Origin of the sequence: Streptomyces sp. WMMC500, from assembly GCF_027497195.1 — a bacterium.
In the GTDB taxonomy this organism is placed as follows: domain Bacteria; phylum Actinomycetota; class Actinomycetes; order Streptomycetales; family Streptomycetaceae; genus Streptomyces.
In genome coordinates this window covers 5238508-5258636 of the sequence record NZ_CP114905.1, presented here as the reverse complement: position 1 = coordinate 5258636, position 20129 = coordinate 5238508, and the positions used below count along the sequence as shown (strand labels likewise).

The 20129-nt window shown below is 72.3% G+C and carries 16 protein-coding genes; 5 read left to right on the top strand and 11 right to left on the bottom strand.

The window, feature by feature from the left end; all coding sequences use genetic code 11:
* Positions 1–84: 84 nt before the first annotated feature.
* From O7599_RS22690 to O7599_RS22655, 8 genes are all read right to left on the bottom strand, one after another.
* Positions 85–1896, bottom strand: a complete 1812-nt coding sequence (locus tag O7599_RS22690; protein ID WP_281617444.1) for an ABC transporter ATP-binding protein — start codon at positions 1894–1896, stop codon at positions 85–87.
* Complete coding sequence (locus tag O7599_RS22685) at positions 1886–3601, bottom strand: ABC transporter ATP-binding protein (protein WP_281617443.1); 1716 nt, start codon at positions 3599–3601, stop codon at positions 1886–1888. The genes O7599_RS22690 and O7599_RS22685 overlap by 11 nt, the downstream gene beginning before the upstream one ends.
* 251 nt (positions 3602–3852) lie before the next feature.
* Positions 3853–3987, bottom strand: a complete 135-nt coding sequence (locus tag O7599_RS22680) for a SapB/AmfS family lanthipeptide (RefSeq protein ID WP_281617442.1) — start codon at positions 3985–3987, stop codon at positions 3853–3855.
* Positions 3988–4025: 38 nt separating this feature from the next.
* Positions 4026–4151: a SapB/AmfS family lanthipeptide gene (locus tag O7599_RS22675; protein ID WP_281617441.1), complete on the bottom strand. Its 126-nt coding sequence runs from the start codon at positions 4149–4151 to the stop codon at positions 4026–4028.
* Positions 4152–4198: 47 nt separating this feature from the next.
* A complete protein-coding gene (lanKC, locus tag O7599_RS22670; protein ID WP_281617440.1) occupies positions 4199–6850 on the bottom strand; it encodes a class III lanthionine synthetase LanKC in 2652 nt (883 codons plus the stop codon).
* 289 nt (positions 6851–7139) lie between these two features.
* Positions 7140–8021: a helix-turn-helix domain-containing protein gene (locus O7599_RS22665; protein ID WP_281617439.1), complete on the bottom strand. Its 882-nt coding sequence runs from the start codon at positions 8019–8021 to the stop codon at positions 7140–7142.
* Between the two features lie 323 nt (positions 8022–8344).
* A complete protein-coding gene (locus tag O7599_RS22660; protein ID WP_281617438.1) occupies positions 8345–9361 on the bottom strand; it encodes a LacI family DNA-binding transcriptional regulator in 1017 nt (338 codons plus the stop codon).
* 73 nt (positions 9362–9434) lie between these two features.
* Entirely contained in the window at positions 9435–10184 is a 750-nt protein-coding gene (locus tag O7599_RS22655) for a response regulator transcription factor (protein ID WP_281617437.1), read from the bottom strand.
* Between the two features lie 175 nt (positions 10185–10359).
* On the opposite strand from O7599_RS22655, the gene O7599_RS22650 reads away from it, so the two are divergent.
* Complete coding sequence (locus O7599_RS22650; protein ID WP_281617436.1) at positions 10360–11451, top strand: alpha/beta fold hydrolase; 1092 nt, start codon at positions 10360–10362, stop codon at positions 11449–11451.
* Here O7599_RS22650 and O7599_RS22645 read toward each other — a convergent pair.
* The 3 genes from O7599_RS22645 to O7599_RS22635 all read right to left on the bottom strand — a co-directional run bounded on the left by O7599_RS22645 (position 11432) and on the right by O7599_RS22635 (position 15794).
* Positions 11432–12031: a Uma2 family endonuclease gene (locus O7599_RS22645; protein WP_281617435.1), complete on the bottom strand. Its 600-nt coding sequence runs from the start codon at positions 12029–12031 to the stop codon at positions 11432–11434. The genes O7599_RS22650 and O7599_RS22645 overlap by 20 nt on opposite strands.
* Before the next feature lie 89 nt (positions 12032–12120).
* A complete protein-coding gene (locus tag O7599_RS22640) occupies positions 12121–13959 on the bottom strand; it encodes an ABC transporter ATP-binding protein (RefSeq protein ID WP_281623477.1) in 1839 nt (612 codons plus the stop codon).
* Between the two features lie 89 nt (positions 13960–14048).
* A complete protein-coding gene (locus tag O7599_RS22635; protein WP_281617434.1) occupies positions 14049–15794 on the bottom strand; it encodes an ABC transporter ATP-binding protein in 1746 nt (581 codons plus the stop codon).
* A gap of 123 nt (positions 15795–15917) precedes the next feature.
* Between O7599_RS22635 and O7599_RS22630 the strand changes: the two genes are divergently transcribed.
* The 4 genes from O7599_RS22630 (at position 15918) to O7599_RS22615 (ending at position 20100) form a co-directional block, all read left to right on the top strand.
* A complete protein-coding gene (locus O7599_RS22630; RefSeq protein WP_281617433.1) occupies positions 15918–16175 on the top strand; it encodes a MoaD/ThiS family protein in 258 nt (85 codons plus the stop codon).
* Between the two features lie 7 nt (positions 16176–16182).
* Positions 16183–17937, top strand: a complete 1755-nt coding sequence (locus tag O7599_RS22625) for a hypothetical protein (RefSeq protein ID WP_281617432.1) — start codon at positions 16183–16185, stop codon at positions 17935–17937.
* A 107-nt stretch (positions 17938–18044) separates the two neighbouring features.
* The gene (locus tag O7599_RS22620; RefSeq protein WP_281617431.1) at positions 18045–18773 is read left to right on the top strand and encodes a DUF2993 domain-containing protein; all 729 of its coding nucleotides are present in this window, start codon (positions 18045–18047) and stop codon (positions 18771–18773) included.
* Positions 18774–19260: 487 nt separating this feature from the next.
* Positions 19261–20100, top strand: a complete 840-nt coding sequence (locus tag O7599_RS22615) for a sulfurtransferase (protein WP_281617430.1) — start codon at positions 19261–19263, stop codon at positions 20098–20100.
* Positions 20101–20129 lie beyond the last annotated feature (29 nt).

Here is a 20129-nt window from a genome sequence, read left to right as displayed (position 1 = left end):
CGGGGATTCTGAGAGACGTCTGAGACAGATGTAAGAAGTGGAGTAAAACCGCGTTTGCCCGATATAAAGCCGGAGCCTGCGACCTCAGCGGCCGGCTTGTGCCGGGCCCTCTGCCGTGCTGACGTTCCAGTGCCCGACGAGATCGACATACAAGGCCGAGGCTGCGAGCAGTTGCTCATGAGTGCCGGCATGGGAGCGGGGACCGTCCAGTACGAGTACGCGGTCGGCGCGCAGCGCGGAACTCAGCCGGTGGGCGACGACGATCAGCGTGCCGGGCCGGCGCCGGAAAGCGTGCTCCGCACGCGCTTCGGCCGCGGGGTCGAGGTGGCACGTGGCTTCGTCCAGAATCGTGATCCGTGCCGGTCCCGCGTAGACGCGGGCGAGGGCGAGGAGCTGCCGTTCCCCCTGGGAGAGGGCCGCCGGGTCGACGGGGGCGTCGAGGCCGCCGAGCCTGCGGACCAGGTCCGCGGCCCCGACCTCCCGGACGGCCCGGCGCAGGGCGGCGTCTTCGGCGTCCTCGCCGTTTTCGGTGGCCTCGCCGCCTTCGGCGCCGGCTCCGTCCGGGCGCAGATAGTTCAGGTTGCACCGGACGCTGCCGGAGAACACGTATGCCTCCTGCGGCATCAGCGCGACGAGCGCCGCACGCTGTCGCCTGGACAGCGTGTCCGGTGGCAGTCCGCCCACGTGGATCCTGCCACGTGCGGGCCCGAGCCCTCCGGACAACAGCTCCGCCAGCGTCGACTTGCCGATTCCGCTGGGCCCGACGACCGCGAGGTGGCTGCCGTCCCGGATGGTCAGGCTCAGGTCGTGGATGACCGGTTCGGCGTCGGCCCCGTAGGCGTAGCCGACGCCTTCCAGGTGCAGCTCGCCGCCGCCGGGGGCGGGCGGCTCCGGCGACGCGGGCGGCTCCGGGCCGGGGTGGGCGTCGGCCAGCCGCCGCAGGGTGACGGCCAGTTGGAGGCCGGAGCCGCCGAGGACGTCGGTGAGCATGCGCATGGCCGGCTCGATGTTCACGCCGAGGTACGTGATCGCGCCAAGGACCGTGCCGGCGGAGACACCGTCGTCCAGGAGCCCCGGCGTGGCCAGAAGGACGAACAGCAGCGGCAGATAGGTGCCGGCGGCGACGATGAGGCTGCGGACGGCCGTGGCGGCGGCCAGCCGTAGCTGCGCCGCGCGCTCCTCCCGCAGCGTGACGGTGACGTCGTCGACCACCCGGTGCCGCGCACGGAAGGCGGTGATGTCGCGCCCGCCGGCCAGCGCGTCACCGATGGCGCCGGCGGTGGCCTCGTTCCGTTCGATCGCCTCCCGCTGGCGGCGCACCAGGGTGACCAGCAGAAGCCCGAACAGCGCGACGGAGGCCAGAAGGGGCGGGAGCACGAGCCACAGGATCCGGGGGTCGAGCGCCGCGAGGCCGAGGGCGGTCGCGCCGACGGTGAACGCGAACCGGCGCAGCCCGTTGAGCATCGCGGCGCTGGTCCGGCGCACGGTCTCGACCTGCTGGGAGACCTGCGAGACGGACGCGCCGTCCGGGATCCGGCCCCGGCCCGGGCCCCGGACCGAGCCTGTTCGCACGGCACCGTCCACGACGCCGCGCAGCAGGTCGTCCCGGAGCGGCTCGACGAGGGAGCCGACGGCGGGGAAGGTGAAGCGGGACGCGAGCGCGCCCGCGCCGTACGCGGCCAACAGCGCCGCCAGCCACGCCAGGCCGGTCACCGCGCTGCCACTGAGGAAGCCGTCGTCGACGGCGCGGGTCACCAGCAGGCCGGAGAGCGTCGTGGGCAGCGCCTCCAGCACGGACCACGCGGCCAGCGTCCCGAGCCGGCCGCGCCGCCGCCGCAGGCCGCGGCCGATGAGCCGCCAGCCGGGCGGATCGGGGGCGGGGGACTCACCGGGCATGGCTCAACCTCCGCTCTCGCTGGTTCACCGGCCGGAACAGTGCCTGGTAGTCCGGGTCGTGCCACAGTTCGCCGTGGGGCGCGAGCCCGCGGACGCATCCCTCGTCGACCCAGGCGACGAGGTCGGCGTGGGCGGCGGTGGAGATGCGGTGGGCCAGGACGAGTTGGGTGGTGTGTCCCAGGGCGCCGTTGAGCACCTCGGTGATCTGCATCTCGGTCACGGTGTCCAGGCTGGAAGTGGCGTCGTCGAGAACGAGCAGGCGGCCACCGTGCGCCAGGGCGCGTGCCAGCCCGATCCGCTGGAGTTCTCCTCCCGACAGCGGCGCCCGGCCGGCGGGGGTGTCGTATCCCGCGGGCAGTCGCCGGATGAATGCGTCAGCGCGGGCGGCAGCCGCGGCATCCCGGATCTGCCCGTCGGTCAGCCCCGGGGTGCCGAAGCCGATGGCCTCGCGGAGACTGGCCCCGAGGAACGTGGGGCGCTCGAACGCCCATCCGACCGCGGCGCGCAGCGCCGATGCGCTCAGCTCCGCCAAGGGCACTCCGTCGAGGGTCACGTCACCGCGGTCGGGCTCGATGAGCCGGCCGGCGACCGCGGCCAAGGTGGACTTCCCCGCCCCGGAGCGCCCGACGACGGCGACGGTGCTGCCGCCGGGTACGGTCAGGTCGACATCCTGCAGCAGCGGACCTCCCGGCCCGTGGACGGTGACCGAGCGGAGCGTCAGCGTCCCCGGACCCTCGGGCAGGTCGCGGTCGCCCTGCCGCAGCGGGGGGAGCGCGGCCGGCCCGGCGAGCCGCCGGGCTCCGGCGCGGGCGCGGGCCAGCGCCATGAAGGCGTCGGCCTGCCGCAGCAGTCCCAGCGCCATACCGGTGTACGTGACGGACGCGACGAGTTGTCCGGGCGTGATCCGGTCGCCGATCAGCGCGTGTCCGGCGGCACCGAGGACGGCGACCTGCATCGCCGCCATGACCAGGGTGGTGTGGGCGTTCATCCGGCCCTGGAGTCGCCAGGACTCCCGCCCGATACGGTGCAGTTCCGGCATGTCGGCCAGGATGCGGCCCGCCTCGCGCCGCTCGGTCCCCGCGGCGCGGACGGTGCGGATGCCGGTGAGGACCTCGAGCAACCGGCCGGATATCCGGCCCTGCACCGCGAGGTAGTCGGTGAGCAGCGGTGAGATGCGGCGGACGAACGCACCGATCAGTACGGCGGCCACCGGGAGGCCGGCGAGGAAGATCAGCGCCAGCCGGATCTCGATCAGGCCGAGCGCCACCAGCGCACCACCCGAGACAAGCAGGGACGAGAGCCAGGAGCCGAGGAGGGGAACGGCCGACGCGGTCTCGGCGGCGTTCGTCAGCAGGCGGGTCGTGAGGTCGCCGTGGGAGTGGGCGTCCCGGTCGTTCACGCCCAGCGACAGCAGGTGGGAGAGCATTCCGCGGCGGAGGTGGAGGGTGGCGGTGGCCGTGCACCAGGGGGTGAGGAGCACGACGGCAGCCTCGGACAGCGCCAGCAGGGCCGCCAGTCCGGCCAGGGCGTACGTGGCGCCGGTGCCGGACCCGGTGAGGCGCTCGTCCACGGCCGCGGCCAGCAGGGCGGGGAGCAGCAGTGCGCCGCCGGCTCCCACCAGCTCGGCCAGCAGCAGCAGGGTGTTCCACCCCCATGCCCGCCGCACGGTGTGGGCCAGCAGCCGGTCGGCGTCCGACAGGCTCATGCGTCTCCCTTCGTCACGATGAGAGAGCGCGGGCTCCGGGGGAAGAAGCCCCGGAGCCCGCTCTGTTCTTTCAGCCGCTCAGAGGCAGGCGAAGACGCTGGCAGTGCTGGTGGCAATGCAGGTCGAGGTGCTGAGCGCGCTGGGGGTCCGCGACGCGGGGTCGTCCTGCGCATCCGGGCCGTCGACCGCGGATGCCTGGAGTTCGAGTACAAAGGCCATGAAGGGGTCCCTTCCGGGGTGAGTCGTGGTCTTCAGCAGAAGGCGTAGCTACCGGTGCTCACGCAGGTGAAAGCGCTGAGTGTGCTCCCACTGCGGACCAGGTCGTGGGCGTCCTCGCCGGCCGGCCCGGCCGTCTGGACCCCCTGCAACTGAAGGATGAACTGCACGGTTTTCTCCTCTCGAATACGGCGAGCAGGACCCTGCGTCAGCAGAGCACCGCCGACGCGCCGCTGAAGCAGAGCGAGGGGCTGAGGGTGCTCGGGGCGGCCGGCGCGTCATTGCCCGCCGTCGCGTCGACCTCGTTGGCCTGCAGGCCGAGAACGAACTGCATGATCTCTCTCCTTACTTGGTTGTTTCCTGAGTTTTCCTGCTTTCCCTTCAGCGCCCGGGTTCGCCCTCGGCGAGGGAGAAGGGCTTGAGGAAGGGAAGAATCTCCCGGGAGTCGTCGCGGATCGTGTGCAGGGCGTGCAGCACACCCGCGCTTCCGGTCCCGAAGTCCATGGACAGCCGCATGAGCTGGTCGCCGGGGATCGCGACGTCGCCGCGGAGTCCCACCATGTGCATCCGCAGCCAGTCGCGCTTGATGGCGATCCGCCGGTCGATCTCCCGGGTGTCGGTGTCGAATTCGCGGAGGTGGTGGAGAAAGCCCATCTGGCCGGCCGTCCCGTTGAAGACCATCGGGCAGATGTGGAACTCCGGATACGCCACGCGGCGGATGCGGTTGAGGGCGATCCGCAGCTCCTCGTCGTCCCGGTACCGCAGCAGCTCACTGAGTACGAGGCCGATGCCCGCGCTGCCGGTGCCGATGTACGGCATGCTGCGCCAGCCCTCGTCCACATAGAGGACGTCCTGCTCCTCGACGTGGACACAGCAGTCCAGGTCGTACCGCAGGGCACGCTCGGCCAGGTCCAGGTAGGTGCTCTCGCCGGTCTCCTCGAAGAGCCGGACGAACAGCAGCGCCGTGCCCGAGGTGCCGTGCAGCAGGCCCGCCCGGCGGCGCCGCCCGCGCTCGTCCTCCGGCTGCGGCGGCTGGACGGCGAGCCGCTCCGCGAGCCGCTCTGCCCCGTCGACGGCCGCCTGGCGCAGCTCCCGGTCGCCCAGCCGCCGGGCGAAGAAGAGCTGGTTGAGCGCGACACCGCTGCGCCCGGTCAGCAGCTCGTCGGCCAGCGAGACGTCGCCCGCCTGAGCGGCGAGTTCCAGGACTTCGAGCGCGGCGTCGCGCCGGCCGATCTCCTCGAAGGCGTAGGCGATGCCGTGCAGGCCGTCGTAGAAGCCGAGACGGTGCGGAGCGGTGTGGTCGCGTACGCGGTCGAGCAGCCACCGCTCATACCGCTCCTCGCGCCCGTGGCCGCCGAAGGCCAGCGCGTAGAGGACACCGGCCGCGCCGTAGCCGAAGCCGAGGCCGGTGAGGGAGAACTGCTCGACGTCGCCGGGGAAGAGCCGGTCGGTGCGGTCGGGCGTGGCGCTGTCCCAGACGGCCCGCGCCATGGACGCCTCGATCCGCGGCCAGTCGATCTCCGGACCGTCGGGCTCCCGCTCGCCGGGCTCCTGCTCGCCGGCGCCGGCGATCAGCGCGGCGGTCCGTGCCATCTGCTCCGCGGTGCCCGCCCAGTCACAGGGCCCGAGGTCGAGCTGCCGGAGCACGGTCGCGCCCCAGCCGGCCGGCACCGGGAAGCGCTCCTCGATGACGTCGACCAGCATCCGGGCCTTGGTGCTGTCCAACGAGAAGAGCGTGGTGAGCGGAAGGAAGAGGGAGATCTTGATACAGCCCAGCGCGAAGAGGTCGGCGGCGACGCTGTCCCGGCGGTCGGGCGGCACGTAGCCGGGGGCGCCCATGCCGATGCGCTGCTCCTCGCCGGCGATGGTCGCCAGCTCGAAGTCGACGAGGCGCACGGCGCCGTCCTCGGTGACCATGATGTTGTTCGGGTGCAGGTCGCCGAAGGCGACGCCCCTGCTGTGCAGGTCCGCGACGACGGCGTCGATCTGGTCGGCCATGTCCACCGCCCATATCGTGTACTCGGCGACCGTCTCCTCACTCGGGTCGGTCCTGATGAGGGGGTTCTCGGCAACCAGACGCTTGTTGAGCGTGGTTCCCTCGACGTGCTCCTGCACCAGGAAGTGGTGCTCCCAGAGCGTGAAGTAGTCGTAGCAGTTCACGGTGGCGTCCAGATCGGCGAGCCTGGTCAGGAAGTCGTGCTCGCGCCCGAGCCGGGCCACCGAGTCGCGGCCGAGCTGGTCGAGCCCGGCGTTGGGGCGCGCCTCCTTCAGCACGACCTTGCGGCCCGTCGACTTCTGCGTGGCCAGATAGACGCCGCCGCCGTTGGAGAAGTGGAGGGCGGATTCGATCTCGTAGTCGAACCCGGGCGGTGGCGCGTTGTCCTCCCGCGCGTGCAGATGCTCGCGCAGGAAGGCCGGCGGCTCGACCCAGTCGGGAACGGTGAAGACGGGATCCCGACGATCGACCTCGGGCGTCCCGTCCGGCCCCTCGATCGCGGGGACGGGCTCGCCGAACTCGTTGCGCGTATACCACTCCACGAATCCGCCGTAGCGCAGATAAAGCGGACCGTCCTGCCAGCGCAGGTCGCTGAGGATGTACGCGCCCCCCATGCCCTGGAGCTTCGGGTCGAGATCCCGCAGCAATTCCTCACACTGCTCGTCTGAGGCCGGGTATATCGTGATGAACTTTCCGCTGCCGCCACGGTCGGCGTACTTCAGATTGCGTCTGACGAACGCGGTCCTGTTGACCAGGAACTTGAAGGATATCTGCTTGTCCAGGCAGTAGCCCGACGTGACGTCCAGGACCTCCTGGGCGTTTTCCAGGCGCGCCGACACGTGAATCTTCCAGCCCTGCTTGCGAAGCGGGAACGCCTCGCAGAGGTAGTTGAACCACGGCCCCTTCCGGAGGGTCCGCCAGCCATGAGGAACGGGTTTCACCGCCTGCTGGTATGCGCCATCCTCCGTAGCTCTCCCATCAGGCTCGTCATAGAAATTCCGGTCGGCGAGGCAGTACTCGATGTAGTTCAGTTTCATTCCTCGGCCCCCTCGGTCCCGATCCCCAAATCCCGTCCTCATCCGTTCTCGTTCCAGCGTGCCTGGACGGTCGGGAAGCGTCATTGACGGCAAGTGGACTGTTCATTGACCGAGGCTCTACAGGTACGGATCGCCGAGAGCGCAAGCGTGTGCACCCCGGTCAAGCGGCCTGAAGCACGGGACTCAACGCCTGGGAACGACGGGTCGGCACCGCACCGGCCGGGCTGCGCAGCCCGGCCGAGCGCGACATCGCCGAGCTGAACGCCGGCGTGGTCGGTTGACCCGGACGCTACGCCTGACTCAGGGCCCGGCGGCGGTATTCCCCCGGCGTGACGCCGTAGGTGGAGCGGAAGGTGCGGACGAAGACCGCTGGTTCGACGAATCCCACGCGGGCCCCGACGCGGTGGATGGGCAGGTGGCCAAGGGCGGAGTCGGCCAGGTCGCTGCGGGCGCGTTCGAGGCGCTGGTGGCGGATCCATCCGGAGACGGTGTCGCCTTCCACCTGGAAGAGGCGGTGCAGGTAGCTGACCGAGATGTGGTGTGCGGCGGCGATGAGGGGCGGGGCCAGCTCGGGGTCGTGGAGGCGGCGGTGGATGAACGCGCGGATGCGCCGTGTCAGCACCTGGGCGCGGTTTTCAGGAGGATGCTCGTCCTGGGCGTCCAGGTGGTGCACCAGCGTCGCGGACGTGAGATCGGTGACAGCCCTCCCCAATCGCAGGCCGTCATGCTCCCGGAAGGTGTCGGACTCCTCCGCCAGAGTGCTCAGGAACCGCGCCAGCAGAGCGCCCACACCCGCCTTCCCGGAAATCCGCCCTGCCAGTGTCAAGGCGCTTTGATCCGTCTGCAGGGAAAGCGTGTTCTTCGGGATCTCAAGACAGATCGCCTTCGTGACACTGTCGGCCTCCACGACACAGTCCCAGGGAATCGACGTGTCGATGATGCACATCTCGCCTGGGACGATCGGCGTCTCACGTCCATCCTGACGGATCCCGATGGCGCCCTTCAAGGAAAGGACTAACCGGAAGAGTTCGGGATCGGCCGGCACAGTCAGCCCGCACGTGCTTTTTTCTCGCTTCATCCGCAGTGTCATCAGCCAGATCCGTGCGGCACCGATCTCTATTATCCGCGCTTCCTGCCGCAGATCCTCGTTCCCCTTGCACGTCACACTCATGCGGCGAGCGGTAAAATCGTCATCCCCGACATGCCGCTGGTCCGGAACTTCTTATTTCCGAGCAAGCTTTCCCGCCTTCCTTTGCGCTGGACTGTGGGATGGTCCTGGTCAATTGACCACCCGTTCTTTGCACAGCACATCGGAGACCATAACGACACTCGCTGGGACGAAACCTTGACGGGATCTAACCCGGCGGGCGCGGAACTGCACATCGGCCTGGCATCGCTGGCGGCGTTCCGTACGAAGGCGCGCCGGGTTCTGACGTACGGGCTCCTGCATTCGGCCCTGGCCGCAGGCCGGCCCCGAGCCGACGTCCCGTACCGCTACGCGCAGCCGCAGGAGCGGCGGACGACCAGGTGCGACGGGAACTGCTTCAGGCGTTCCCGGCGGGTGGCCAGGGGGGTTTCGTCCAGGACCAGGTCCACCGCCGCGCGGGCCATCGCCGGCCGGTCCGAGGCGACCGTCGTCAGGGGCGGGTCCGTGAGGCCCGCCTCCTTGACGTTGTCGAACGCCGCCACCGCGAGTTCGCCGGGGACGTCGATGCGCAGCTCGCGGGCCGCGCGCAGGAGGCCGATGGCCTGGTCGTCGGTGGCGCAGAAGATGGCCGGGGGCCTGTCGGGTCCCGCGAGGAGTTTGAGGCCGACCTGGTAGGCGTCGTAGCGGTTGTACGGGGACTGGAAGAGACGGCCCTCCGTCGGCCGGCCCGCCGCCCGCATCGCGAGGCGCCAGCCCTCCACGTGGTCCGTGACCGGGTCGCCCGTGGTCGGGGTGGTCTCGACGCCGCCCAGGCAGGCCACGTACGCGTGGCCGTGCTCCAGCAGGTGGCTCGTCGCCAGCCGCGCGCCGCCGACGTCGTCCGTGACGACGACCAGGTCCTCCGGCTGGTCCCGGCGCTCGTGCATGAGCACCACCCGCGCGTCCCACGCGTCGATCTCCGCCGCCGCGGCCGGGCTCGGGCCCTGGCTGACGAGGATCAGGCCGGAGACGCGCATGCCGAGGAAGGCCCGCAGATAGTGGACCTCGCGGTCGTCGAGATAGTCGGAGTTGCCGACGAGGACCATCTTTCCGCGCTCGGACGCCGCCTGCTCCACCGCGTGCGCCATCTCGCCGAAGAACGGCTGCCGCGCGTCCGGGATGATCATGCCGATGAGGTCCGTACGCCGCGAGGCCATGGCCTGGGCCACGCGGTCCGGGCGGTAGCCCAACTCCTTTATCGCCGTGAGCACCCGCTCCCGGGTGGCCGGGGCGACCGGCCGGGGTCCGTTGTTGATGACGTAGCTCACGACCGCGGTCGAGGTCCCCGCCAGTCGTGCCACGTCGTCCCGCGTCACCTTGGCCACGGCGCAAGTCTACGCGTGATGACTCGCCGCACTACCCCGCCCCGTACAGCCCCGGCCACGGGCCCGGGACCCGCTAAGCCCGGTGGCGTGCCTCCTGCGCCGCGCCGCTCTGCTCCTGCCTCTCGGCGTGCTTCTCGGCCTTCTTCTCCGCCTTGTCCGGCACCACGAAGCGGTAACCCACGTTGCGTACCGTGCCGATCAGCGACTCGTGCTCGGGGCCGAGCTTCGCCCGCAGCCGCCGCACGTGGACGTCCACGGTGCGGGTGCCGCCGAAGTAGTCGTACCCCCAGACCTCCTGCAGCAACTGGGCCCGGGTGAACACCCGCCCCGGATGCTGCGCGAGGTACTTCAGCAGCTCGAACTCCTTGAAGGTCAGGTCCAGCACCCGCCCCTTGAGCTTCGCGCTGTACGTGGCCTCGTCCACCGTCAGGTCGCCGTTGCGGATCTCGGTGGGGCTGTCGTCCGCGGGCAGTTGCTGCCGGCCCAGCGCCAGCCGCAGCCGCGCCTCCACCTCGGCCGGTCCCGCGGTGTCCAGCAGGACGTCGTCCACGCCCCACTCGGCGGTGACGGCGGCCAGCCCGCCCTCGGTCACGACGAGGATCAGCGGACAGCCGGGGCCCGTGGAGTGCAGCAACTGACACAGGCTGCGCACCTGCGGCAGGTCGCGGCGGCCGTCGACGAGGATGACGTCGGCGCCGGGGGTGTCGATCAGCGCGGGACCCTCGGCGGGGGCCACCCGGACGTTGTGGAGCAGCAGGCCGAGCGCGGGGAGCACCTCGGCGGAGGGCTGCAGGGCGTTGGTCAGAAGCAGCAGGGAACTCACGGGCGCACCTCCCGGTGCGCGGCGGTGGCGGCGCTCGCGCTCGCGTCGGTCGTCGGGGTCTCGGCTCTGCCTCTGCGTTTGCCCATGTGGTCGGCCTCCTCAGAAGGTGGCATGAAAGCACGAAAGGACCCGGGGGCAACCTTGCCCGGGTCCTTCAGACGTCAGAATAGCCCACATGAGCTCCATTCCCATGGCCTCGTCCGGCTCGCGAGACACCGTACCCGGTCCCGCCGCCCCCGCCCAGCCGGGTTCTCGCACGGCACTCCTGCGGGCCGCGGACGGCGTGCCGATCGAGGCCGCGTACGTCCCGGGGCCCGGCCCCGGCGCCCCCGCGATCGTCGTCGCGCACGGTTTCACGGGCGCACTGGAGCGGCCGGCGATCCGGCGGGCGGCGGCGGTGTTCGCGCAGCGTGCGGGGGTGGTCACGTTCTCGTTCCGCGGGCACGGCGGCTCGGGCGGGCGGTCGACGGTCGGGGACCGGGAGGTGCTGGACCTGGCGGCGGCGGTGGCGTGGGCACGGTCGCTGGGGCACGGGCGGGTGGCCACGGTGGGGTTCTCGATGGGCGGCTCGGTGGTGCTGCGACACGGCGCGCTGTATCGCGGGGGAGCGCGGGGGGACGGACGGGAGCGCGGGGGGCGCGAGGGGCGCACGGGGGCGTACGGGAACGCCGTCGCGGGGCGCGGTGCGGGTGCCGGGGGGTGGGGCACGGAGGGTCCGGGGGCAGACGGTCCGGCGCTCGGCCTGGGGGCGGACGGTCCGGGGGCAGACGGTCCGGTGGCCCTCGGCTCGGGCACGGACGGCTCGGTGGCGCTCGGCGCCGACGCGCTCGGCGCCGGCGCGGTCCCCACGGGCACGGTCCCGTACGCGGACGCCGTCGTGTCCGTCAGCTCCCCGGCCCGCTGGTACTACCGCGGCACGGCGCCGATGCGGCGGCTGCACTGGGTGGTGGAGCGCCGTACGGGCCGCGCGGTCTCCCGGCTCGTCCTGAAGACCCGCATCCACCACCGCCGCTGGAACCCCGTACCGCTCTCCCCCACCGCGGCGGTCCCCCTGATCGCCCCGGCCCCGCTGCTGATCGTCCACGGCACCCAGGACGGCTACTTCCCCCTGGACCACCCCCACGCCCTCGCCGCCGCGGCGGAGCCGGGCGGGGCGGAACTGTGGCTGGAGGAGGACTTCGGCCACGCGGAGAACGCGGCGAGCGACGGGTTGCTGGAGCGGATCGCCACGTGGGCGGCGGAGGCCGTCAGCGGATGTAGTCCTTGAGTTCCTCGGTGTCGAGTTCGATCCCCACCGGCTTGGGGAGGGCGAGTTTCTCGCCGAACTTCGCCGTGCGTGTGAGGTGGTAGCCCTCCGATGACGGCTCACTGTACGCGGTGAGAGTGCACGCATCCCGGTCGATCAGCAGGAACACCGGAATGCCGGCGGCCGCGTACGCGGCAGGCTTGTCCTGACGGTCCCGCCGGTTGGTGTCCGAGTCGTACGAGGTCACCTCGACGACCATCGCGAGGGGCGCGGGATCGGCCCAGTCGCCCTGGCCGGTGAAGCTGCGTTTCGGCGCGAACGCAAGGTCCGGCTTTGCGCGGCCGGTGCGGTACTTTTCGACTTCGAGACCGAGGTCGCTCGTGTACGGCCGCAGGCCGTTCCCGCTCTGCACGCACTCTTCCAGTAGCCACCCGACGATCTCGTTGTGGTCCCCGTCCGGCACGCCCTTGACTCCGATCCGTCCGTCGATGAACTCGAACCTGACGGCGTCGTTCAGCTTCTCGGCAGCCTTGGCGATCTCCTCGAATTCCTCGACCGTCATCTGCGGTGTGTGTGCCGTGCGCTCTGCCATAACCGTCATGGTGCACCCCCTTCCGGGCCGCTGCCAGTCTCTCCCGCTCGCGCCAGGCAGATCATCGGTCCGGGACGGAGTCCACCCGCACGGGTGACCTAGATCGTTTCTGCAACGGGTTCCGCGAACTGCGCCTGGTACAGCCGCGCATACGCGCCCTCCGCCGCCAGCAGCTCCCCGTGCGTGCCCTGTTCCACGATGCTCCCCGCCTCCATCACCAGGATCACGTCCGCGTCGCGGATCGTGGACAGCCGGTGGGCGATCACGAAGCTCGTGCGGCCCGTGCGGAGTTCCGCCATCGCGTGCTGGATCAGGACCTCCGTGCGGGTGTCCACCGAGCTGGTCGCCTCGTCCAGGACCAGGATCGCCGGTTCCGCGAGGAACGCGCGGGCGATCGTGACGAGCTGCTTCTCACCCGCCGAGACGCCCGTGCCCTCGTCGTCGATCACCGTGTCGTAGCCGTCGGGGAGGGTGCGTACGAAGCGGTCGACGTGGGTGGCCTTCGCGGCGGCGACGATCTTCTCCTGCGGCGTGCCCGCCGGGGCGCCGTACGCGATGTTCTCCGCGATCGTGCCGCCGAACAGCCACGTGTCCTGGAGCACCATTCCGATCTGCGCCCGCAGCTCCTCGCGGCTCATCTCCGCCACGTTCACGCCGTCGAGCAGTATCCGGCCGCCGGCCACCTCGTAGAACCGCATCAGCAGGTTCACCAGCGTCGTCTTCCCCGCCCCCGTCGGGCCGACGATCGCCACCGTCTGGCCCGGGCGCACCCTCAGGGACAGGTCCTCGATCAGCGGTTTCTCCGGGTCGTACGAGAACGAGACGCCCTCGAACGCCACCTCGCCCCGCACCGGCACCGCCGGCCGGGCCGGCTGCTCGGCGTCCGGCTCCTGCTCGTCCGCGTCCAGCAGCTCGAAGACCCGCTCCGCCGACGCGACGCCCGACTGCACCAGGTTGGCCATCGACGCGATCTGCCCCAGCGGCTGGCTGAACTGCCGCGAGTACTGCACGAACGCCTGCACGTCGCCGATCGACAGGGCGCCGGAGGCGACCCGCAGGCCGCCGACGACGGCGACCAGCACGTAGTTGAGGTTGCCGATGAACATCATCGCCGGCTGGATCAGCCCGGAGACGAACTGCGCCCGGTAGCCGGCCCGGAACAGCGCGTCGTTCTCCTCGCGGAAGGTCTCCGCCGCCTCCTCGCGGCGGCCGAAGACCTGGACCAGCGAGTGGCCGGTGTACATCTCCTCGATGTGCGCGTTCAGCTTGCCCGTGGACGCCCACTGCGCCACGAACTGCGGCTGCGCCCGCTTGCCGACCCGGGTCGCGACGGTGATCGACAGGGGCACGGTCACCAGCGCGACCAGCGCCAGCAGCGGCGAGATCCAGAACATCACCGCCAGCACCCCGGCGATCGTCAGCAGCGACGTGACGATCTGGCTCATGGTCTGCTGGAGCGACTGCCCGACGTTGTCGATGTCGTTGGTCGTGCGGGAGAGGATCTCGCCGCGCTGGTTGCGGTCGAAGTACGACAGCGGCAGCCGCGACAGCTTGGCCTCCACCTCCGCGCGCAGCCGGAAGACCGCCCGCTGGACGACCACGGCCGTCAGCCGCGCCTGCGCGAGGCCGAGCCCCCAGGCGGCGACGTAGACGAGGGCCGCCCACAGCAGCGTCACGCCGACGGCGCCGAAGTCGATGCCGTCGGTGGGGCGGGCGGAGCCGGTGTCGACCTCGCCGCCGTAGACGCCGGCGACGACGAGGTCGGTGGCGTGGCCGAGGAGCTTCGGGCCGGCGACGGTGAGCGCGACGCTGGCGGCGCCGAGGAGGAGGATGGCGCGGATCAGGGTGCGGTCGGGGCGCAGGGTGCGCAGGAGGCGGACGGCGGAGCCGCGGAAGTCGATGGAGCGCTCGACGGGCGGGCCGCTGAACATGCGCATCGGCCCGCCGCCGGCGGGGCGCGGGCCCGGCGGGCGCTGGGGCGCCACCGGTTCCGGCCGCGCCTTCTCCGGTTCCCGCTGCGGCGCGCTCATGCCGCGGCCTCCGTCTCGGTCAACTGGGAGAGCACGATCTCCCGGTACGTCTCGTTCGCCGCCATCAGCTCCGCGTGCGTCCCCGTGCCCGCGACCCGGCCCTCGTCCAGGACCACGATCCGGTCCGCGTCCCTGATCGTGGCGACCCGCTGGGCGACGATCACGACCGTCGCGTCCCCGAGCCGGCGCGCGAGGGCCGCGCGCAGGGCGGCGTCCGTGGCGTAGTCGAGGGCGGAGAAGGAGTCGTCGAAGAGGTAGATGTCCGGCCGGTGCACCAGCGCGCGGGCGATGGCGAGGCGCTGCCGCTGGCCGCCGGAGACGTTCGCGCCGCCCTGCGCGATCGACGCGTCGAGGCCGCCGTCCATGGCGCGCACGAAGTCCGCCGCCTGCGCGGTGCGCAGGGCGTCCCACAGCTCGTCCTCGGTGGCGTCGGGTTTTCCGTAGCGGAGGTTTGACGCGACGGTGCCGCTGAAGAGGTACGGCTTCTGCGGTACGTAGCCGATGGCCAGCGCCAGCGCCGCCGGATCCAGGTCCCGTACGTCCACGCCGCCGACCTCGACGCTGCCCGCCGTGGCGTCGAAGAGCCGCGGCACCAGGGCCAGCAGCGTCGACTTGCCGCTGCCCGTGCTGCCGATGACCGCCGTCGTACGCCCCGGGCGTGCCACCAGGCCGACGTCCTTGAGCACCGGCTCCTCGGCGCCCGGGTAGCGGAACTCGACGCCGCGGACGTCGAGCCGGCCGCGCTCGCGCGGCTCGGCCGCGGCGGGCCGCGGGTCCGCGGGCGGCACGACGGACGACTCGGTGTCCAGCACCTCCTGGATCCGCTCGGCGCAGACCTCCGCGCGCGGGATCATCATGAACATGAAGGTGGCCATCATGACGCTCATGAGGATGTACATGAGGTAGGACAGGAACGCCGTCAGCGCGCCGACGTCCATGGCGCCGCTGTCGATCCGCCCGGCGGCGAACCAGACGACGGCGACGCTCGACAGGTTGACCGCGAGCATCGGGGTCGGGAACAGCAGCGCCAGCAGCCGGCCGGCCCGTACCCCCACGTCCATCAGCTCGTCGTTCGCCCTGCCGAAGCGGCGCCGCTCGTGCTCGTCGCGGACGAAGGCGCGGATGACGCGGATGCCGGTGATCTGCTCGCGCAGGATGCGGTTCACCTCGTCGATGCGCTTCTGCATGCTGCGGAACAGCGGGCGCATGCGGCGCACGATCAGCGTCACGACGACGCCCACCGCGGGCACGACGACGAGCAGCAGGGACGTCAGGGGCACGTCCTGGTTGAGCGCCATGACGACGCCGCCGACGCACATGATCGGCGCCGCGACCATCATCGTGAACGTCATCAGGGCGAGCATCTGGATCTGCTGCACGTCGTTGGTGGTGCGGGTGATCAGGGACGGGGCGCCGAAGCGGGCCATCTCGCGGGCGGAGAAGGACTGCACGCGGCCGAAGACGGAGGCGCGCAGGTCGCGGCCGAGGGCGTTGGCCGTACGGGCGCCGAAGAACACGGCGCCGCCGGCCGCGCAGAGCTGCAGCACGCTGACGGCGACCATCCAGCCGCCGGTGCGCAGGATGTAGCCGTCGTCGCCGGGGATGACGCCGTGGTCGATGATGTCGGCGTTGAGCGTGGGCAGGTAGAGCGTCGTCAGGGTCGCCACGAGCTGCAGCGCCACGACCCAGCCGAGGTCCCGGCGGTACGGGCGCAGGTGGGCGCGGAGTATGCGGACGAGCACGTCCGCAGCGTACGTCGAAGGTTGCCCGGGGCGACGAGAATTTCGCCAGGGGCATGATGGGGGCGGACGCGGTGCGCGAGCGGGACCGACGACGGCGAAGAGGACGGGAAGGGGCGGCACGCCATGACGGCACACGGCACCATCCGGTACTGGGCGGCGGCCAAGGCCGCGGCCGGTACCGCGGAGGAGCCCTACGCGGCGGACACCCTGGCCGAGGCGCTGGCCGCGGCGCGGGGGCGGCACGGGGAGGGTCTTGCCCGGGTGCTGGCGCGCTGCTCGTTCCTGGTGGACGGGCGGGCGGTGGGCGCGCGCGACCACGCGGGGGTGGCGCTGGCGGACGGGGGGACGGTTGAGGTCCTGCCCCCGTTCGCGGGAGGCTAGGCGCACGATGAGCGACCAGAGACACGACCCCGAGCCGTGGTCGGCGCCCCCGCCGGCGCAGGCGGGCTGGGGCCCGTACGAGGAGAGCGAAGGCGACGGCGCGCCGGGCGGGCAGACGCAGTTCCCGCCGGCGGCGGGCCAGGGCGACGACGGCTACGCCGCCCCGGAGACGCAGTTGGGGATGGCGCTGCACGAGGAGTCGGCGGCGGCCCAGCAGACGGCGTACCTGCCGCCGGTGACGGACGCGGGCCCGTACGGGGCTGCCTACGGCGGTGCGTACGGCGGCGGGCATGGCACCGGTCCGTACGGAGACGGGCACGTGGCGCCGTACGGCGGCGGCCAGGACTCCGCGGGCGCGGGGCAGCCCGGCGGGCACGGCGCGGCGTACGGCGCCGGTTCGCTGGGCGGGCCCGGTCCGGGACATGGCGGCGGCTCGCCCGGTGGCGGCGGGCCCGGCGGCCGGCCGGCCGGGCAGGCGGCGTATCCGCCGCAGCAGGCGGCGGGGGCGGCGGCCGACGAGACCGCGTACCTCCCGCCGGCACCGGACGACGGGGCCGCCCGCTACGGCGGCACCGGAGCCGGCGGCCCCTCGCCGCACGGCGGCCCCGGCGGCGGGGCAGACGTCGGGCAGACCGCCTACCTGCCGCCGGTCACCGACCACGGCCCGGCCGCCGGGGACGGCGCGCAGTGGCCCGGCGGCTGGGACCGCGGCGGCGCCGGGGTCGCCGCCCCGGGCCCGGGACACCCCGGCACCGCAGCCCACCCGGGTGCCGCAGGCGGCCACCCCGGCACCGCCACCGGGCACCCCGGCGCGACAGGCAGCCATCCCGGCGCCCCCGTCCACCCCGGCACTCCAGCCGCCCACCCCGCCCCCCGGGACCCCCACCCCGACGTTCCCCCCGCCGGCCGCGCCCCCGCCCTCGGGGTCGCCGCAGCCGGCTTCCCCGGTCCCGGCGGCCCCGAGACCGGGACCCTCTACGGCGCCCCCACCCCCCGCCGCCCCAAGCCCCCCGCCGAGGTGCTCCGCGAGGAGGGCACCTCCGTCCTCATAGCGCCCGGCCCGCAGCCGGCCGCGCTCACCGCCGTCCTCGCCGGCCTCCTCGCCGTCACCGCCGCGCTCGACGTGCGGCCCGGGCTCGCCGTCGCCGTCGCCCTGCTCCAGGGCGTCACCGCCGCCGGCTGGTTCCGGCTGAACGGCATGTGGCCCGCCCGCGAGGGCATCGCGCTGGCCGCGGCGGCCGGTCTCACCGCGACCGGCACCGTCCTCGCCGTCGACGAGGAGGACGCGGTGATCGCCGCGGTCGGCTCCCTCGGCGGCTGGTTCCTCCTCATCGCCCTCGTCCAGCTCCGCAGCACCCAGGCCCCCAAGGAGCGCCTCACCGCGCTCAACGTCGCCCTCGCCGCCGCGGCCCTCGCCGTCCTGGCCGCCGGCTACCTCGCCGCCGAGCGGCACGCCGTCGTCGTCGGCGCCGTCGCCGTGGCGGCCGGGACGCTGGGGCGCGCGGTGCCGCTGCCGCCGAACGTCTCGCCCGTCGCCGCCGTCGCCGCGGCCGGAGCCGGCGGTCTCGCGGCGGGGCTCGGCACCGACATGGGCGCCGCCGGCGGGCTGCTGGGGCTGGCGGCCGGGGTGTGCGTGCTCGTCGCGGTCCGGGTGGCCAGCTACGACTACCCCTCGCGGTTCGTGCACATGACGGCCGGGGTGTCCCTGCCGCTCACGCTCTCGGTCCCCGCGGTCCACCTGCTCGGGCTGGCGCTCCTCTGACGGAGCAGCCCCGCTCCCGCAGGCAGCCGCTCCCGCCAACCTGCGGGTACGGGGCCGTACACCTCATCTAAGCTCTCAGGCACGACCGACCGGGGGGCGGAGAACCGATGCGCGCGTTGAAGATCACAGGGGTGGTGCTGGTCGTGCTCGGCGTGCTCGCCGTGGCCGCCGACCGCATCGCGCTCAGGTTCGCCGAGTCGAACGCGGCAGACCGCATCGAGAAGGAGTACGGGCTCTCCCAGCGGCCCGACATCGACATCAAGGGGTTCCCCTTCCTCACCCAGGTCATGTCGCGGGAGTTCGAGGCCGTGGACGTACGGATCGACGGCATCGACGCCGTCGGCAGCGACGGCCGGTCCCTGCGCCTGGACGGCGTGCGCGGCGAGCTGGAGGGCGTGCGGATCGAGGGCGACGACTGGGACCGGGCGACGGCGGACAAGGCCGACGGCAAGGTGACGATCACGTACGCGGACATCTCCGCGGCGCTGCCGGTGATCGAGGTCGCGTACGGCGGGAAGGGCGCGGCCGGCGAGAACAAGGTGAAGGCGACGGTCGGGACGTCGTTCCTCGGGCAGCGGCTGGAGGAGTCGCTGCTCGGCAAGGTCAGCGTGGTCGACGGGGACACGATCCGGCTGCGCGCGACCGACGTCGACAACCTCAGGGGCGTCCCCGGCCTGGAGGACTTCGTACGCGACCGCATGGACTACAACTGGACGATCGAGGACCTGCCGCCGGGGATACGTCTGACGGACGTCGACGTGACGAAGGACGGCATCGTCATCACGGGCAGCGGCAGGGACGTGGAGCTGGGCGACGAGCGCTCGGCCGGCAACTGAGGCGGCGCGCCCGCCGCCCGCCACGGGCCACCCGTCCGTAAGCTGAGACCGTTGAGTCCGTACCGCAGAAGGCCCGCCCCCGCCATCCCCCGTGCGGGCCGCCGCGCGCCACCCCCGCCTCCCCCCAGGTCTCATATGCCGGACGAAGCCGTCTCATCATCCGACACGCCGGTGACACAGGCGCGCGTCCCTCCGTACGATCGACCGCATGCTGTGCTCGATGAGCGGTCCCCGCCCCCGGGGACAGGCAGATCACCTGACCCAGCGGCGCGCCGTCGACCTGTGCCGCGTCGCCGCCATGCTCTGTCGCACCGCCTGACCGGGGTCCGGGTCCGCAGCTCCCGCCCCCAGCCGGGCCCGTGCCTCCCCGCACCGCCAGCCCGGCTGTCCGCACACTCCGCCCCCGGCGCTCCGCCCTGCCTGCCGCGCGTCGCCGGGTGCACACCCGCCCGTACCCCCGTCTCAGCGCTCCGGAGGAGAGAAGCAGATGAGCCGCAGTGACGTCCTGGTGGACGCCGACTGGGTCGAGGCCAACCTCGACAACCCGAAGGTCGTCCTCGTCGAGGTCGACGAGGACACCGCCGCGTACGACAAGAACCACATCAAGAACGCCGTCCGCATCGACTGGAAGACCGACCTCCAGGACCCGGTGCGCCGCGACTTCGTGGACCAGGCCGGCTTCGAGAAGCTGCTGTCCGAGCGCGGCATCGCCAACGACGACACGGTCGTCCTCTACGGCGGCAACAACAACTGGTTCGCCGCGTACGCCTACTGGTACTTCAAGCTCTACGGCCACGGCGACGTCAAGCTCCTCGACGGCGGCCGCAAGAAGTGGGAGCTGGACTCGCGCGACCTGGTCGCCGAGGTGCCGCAGCGCGCGGCCACCGCGTACAAGGCCAAGCCGCAGGACACCGCCATCCGCGCCTTCCGCGACGACGTCGTGGCCGCGATCGGCACCCTCAACCTGGTCGACGTCCGCTCCCCCGACGAGTTCTCCGGCAAGCTGCTGGCCCCGGCGCACCTGCCGCAGGAGCAGTCGCAGCGGCCGGGCCACGTGCCCACCGCGCGGAACATCCCGTGGTCGAAGTCGGCCAACGACGACGGCACCTTCCGGTCGGACGACGAGCTGAAGGAGCTGTACGAGGGCGAGGGCGTGGACCTGTCCAAGGACACCATCGCCTACTGCCGCATCGGCGAGCGCTCGGCGCACACCTGGTTCGTGCTGCACGAGCTGCTGGGCCAGGAGAACGTCAAGAACTACGACGGCTCCTGGACCGAGTACGGCTCGCTCGTCGGCGTGCCGATCGAGCTCGGCGCCAACGACTGACGGCAGCGCGCCGACAGCCCGGTCACACC

Coding starts and splice junctions, on each gene's coding strand:
- O7599_RS22645 (WP_281617435.1), bottom strand. CDS start 12,031: ATGACGGTTATGGCAGAGCGCACGGCACACACACCGCAGATGACGGTC.
- O7599_RS22665 (WP_281617439.1), bottom strand. CDS start 8,021: ATGAGTGTGACGTGCAAGGGGAACGAGGATCTGCGGCAGGAAGCGCGG.
- O7599_RS22685 (WP_281617443.1), bottom strand. CDS start 3,601: ATGAGCCTGTCGGACGCCGACCGGCTGCTGGCCCACACCGTGCGGCGG.
- O7599_RS22615 (WP_281617430.1), top strand. CDS start 19,261: ATGAGCCGCAGTGACGTCCTGGTGGACGCCGACTGGGTCGAGGCCAAC.
- O7599_RS22650 (WP_281617436.1), top strand. CDS start 10,360: ATGAGCTCCATTCCCATGGCCTCGTCCGGCTCGCGAGACACCGTACCC.
- O7599_RS22630 (WP_281617433.1), top strand. CDS start 15,918: ATGACGGCACACGGCACCATCCGGTACTGGGCGGCGGCCAAGGCCGCG.
- lanKC (WP_281617440.1), bottom strand. CDS start 6,850: ATGAAACTGAACTACATCGAGTACTGCCTCGCCGACCGGAATTTCTAT.
- O7599_RS22640 (WP_281623477.1), bottom strand. CDS start 13,959: ATGCGCATGTTCAGCGGCCCGCCCGTCGAGCGCTCCATCGACTTCCGC.
- O7599_RS22625 (WP_281617432.1), top strand. CDS start 16,183: ATGAGCGACCAGAGACACGACCCCGAGCCGTGGTCGGCGCCCCCGCCG.
- O7599_RS22675 (WP_281617441.1), bottom strand. CDS start 4,151: ATGCAGTTCGTTCTCGGCCTGCAGGCCAACGAGGTCGACGCGACGGCG.
- O7599_RS22620 (WP_281617431.1), top strand. CDS start 18,045: ATGCGCGCGTTGAAGATCACAGGGGTGGTGCTGGTCGTGCTCGGCGTG.
- O7599_RS22690 (WP_281617444.1), bottom strand. CDS start 1,896: ATGCCCGGTGAGTCCCCCGCCCCCGATCCGCCCGGCTGGCGGCTCATC.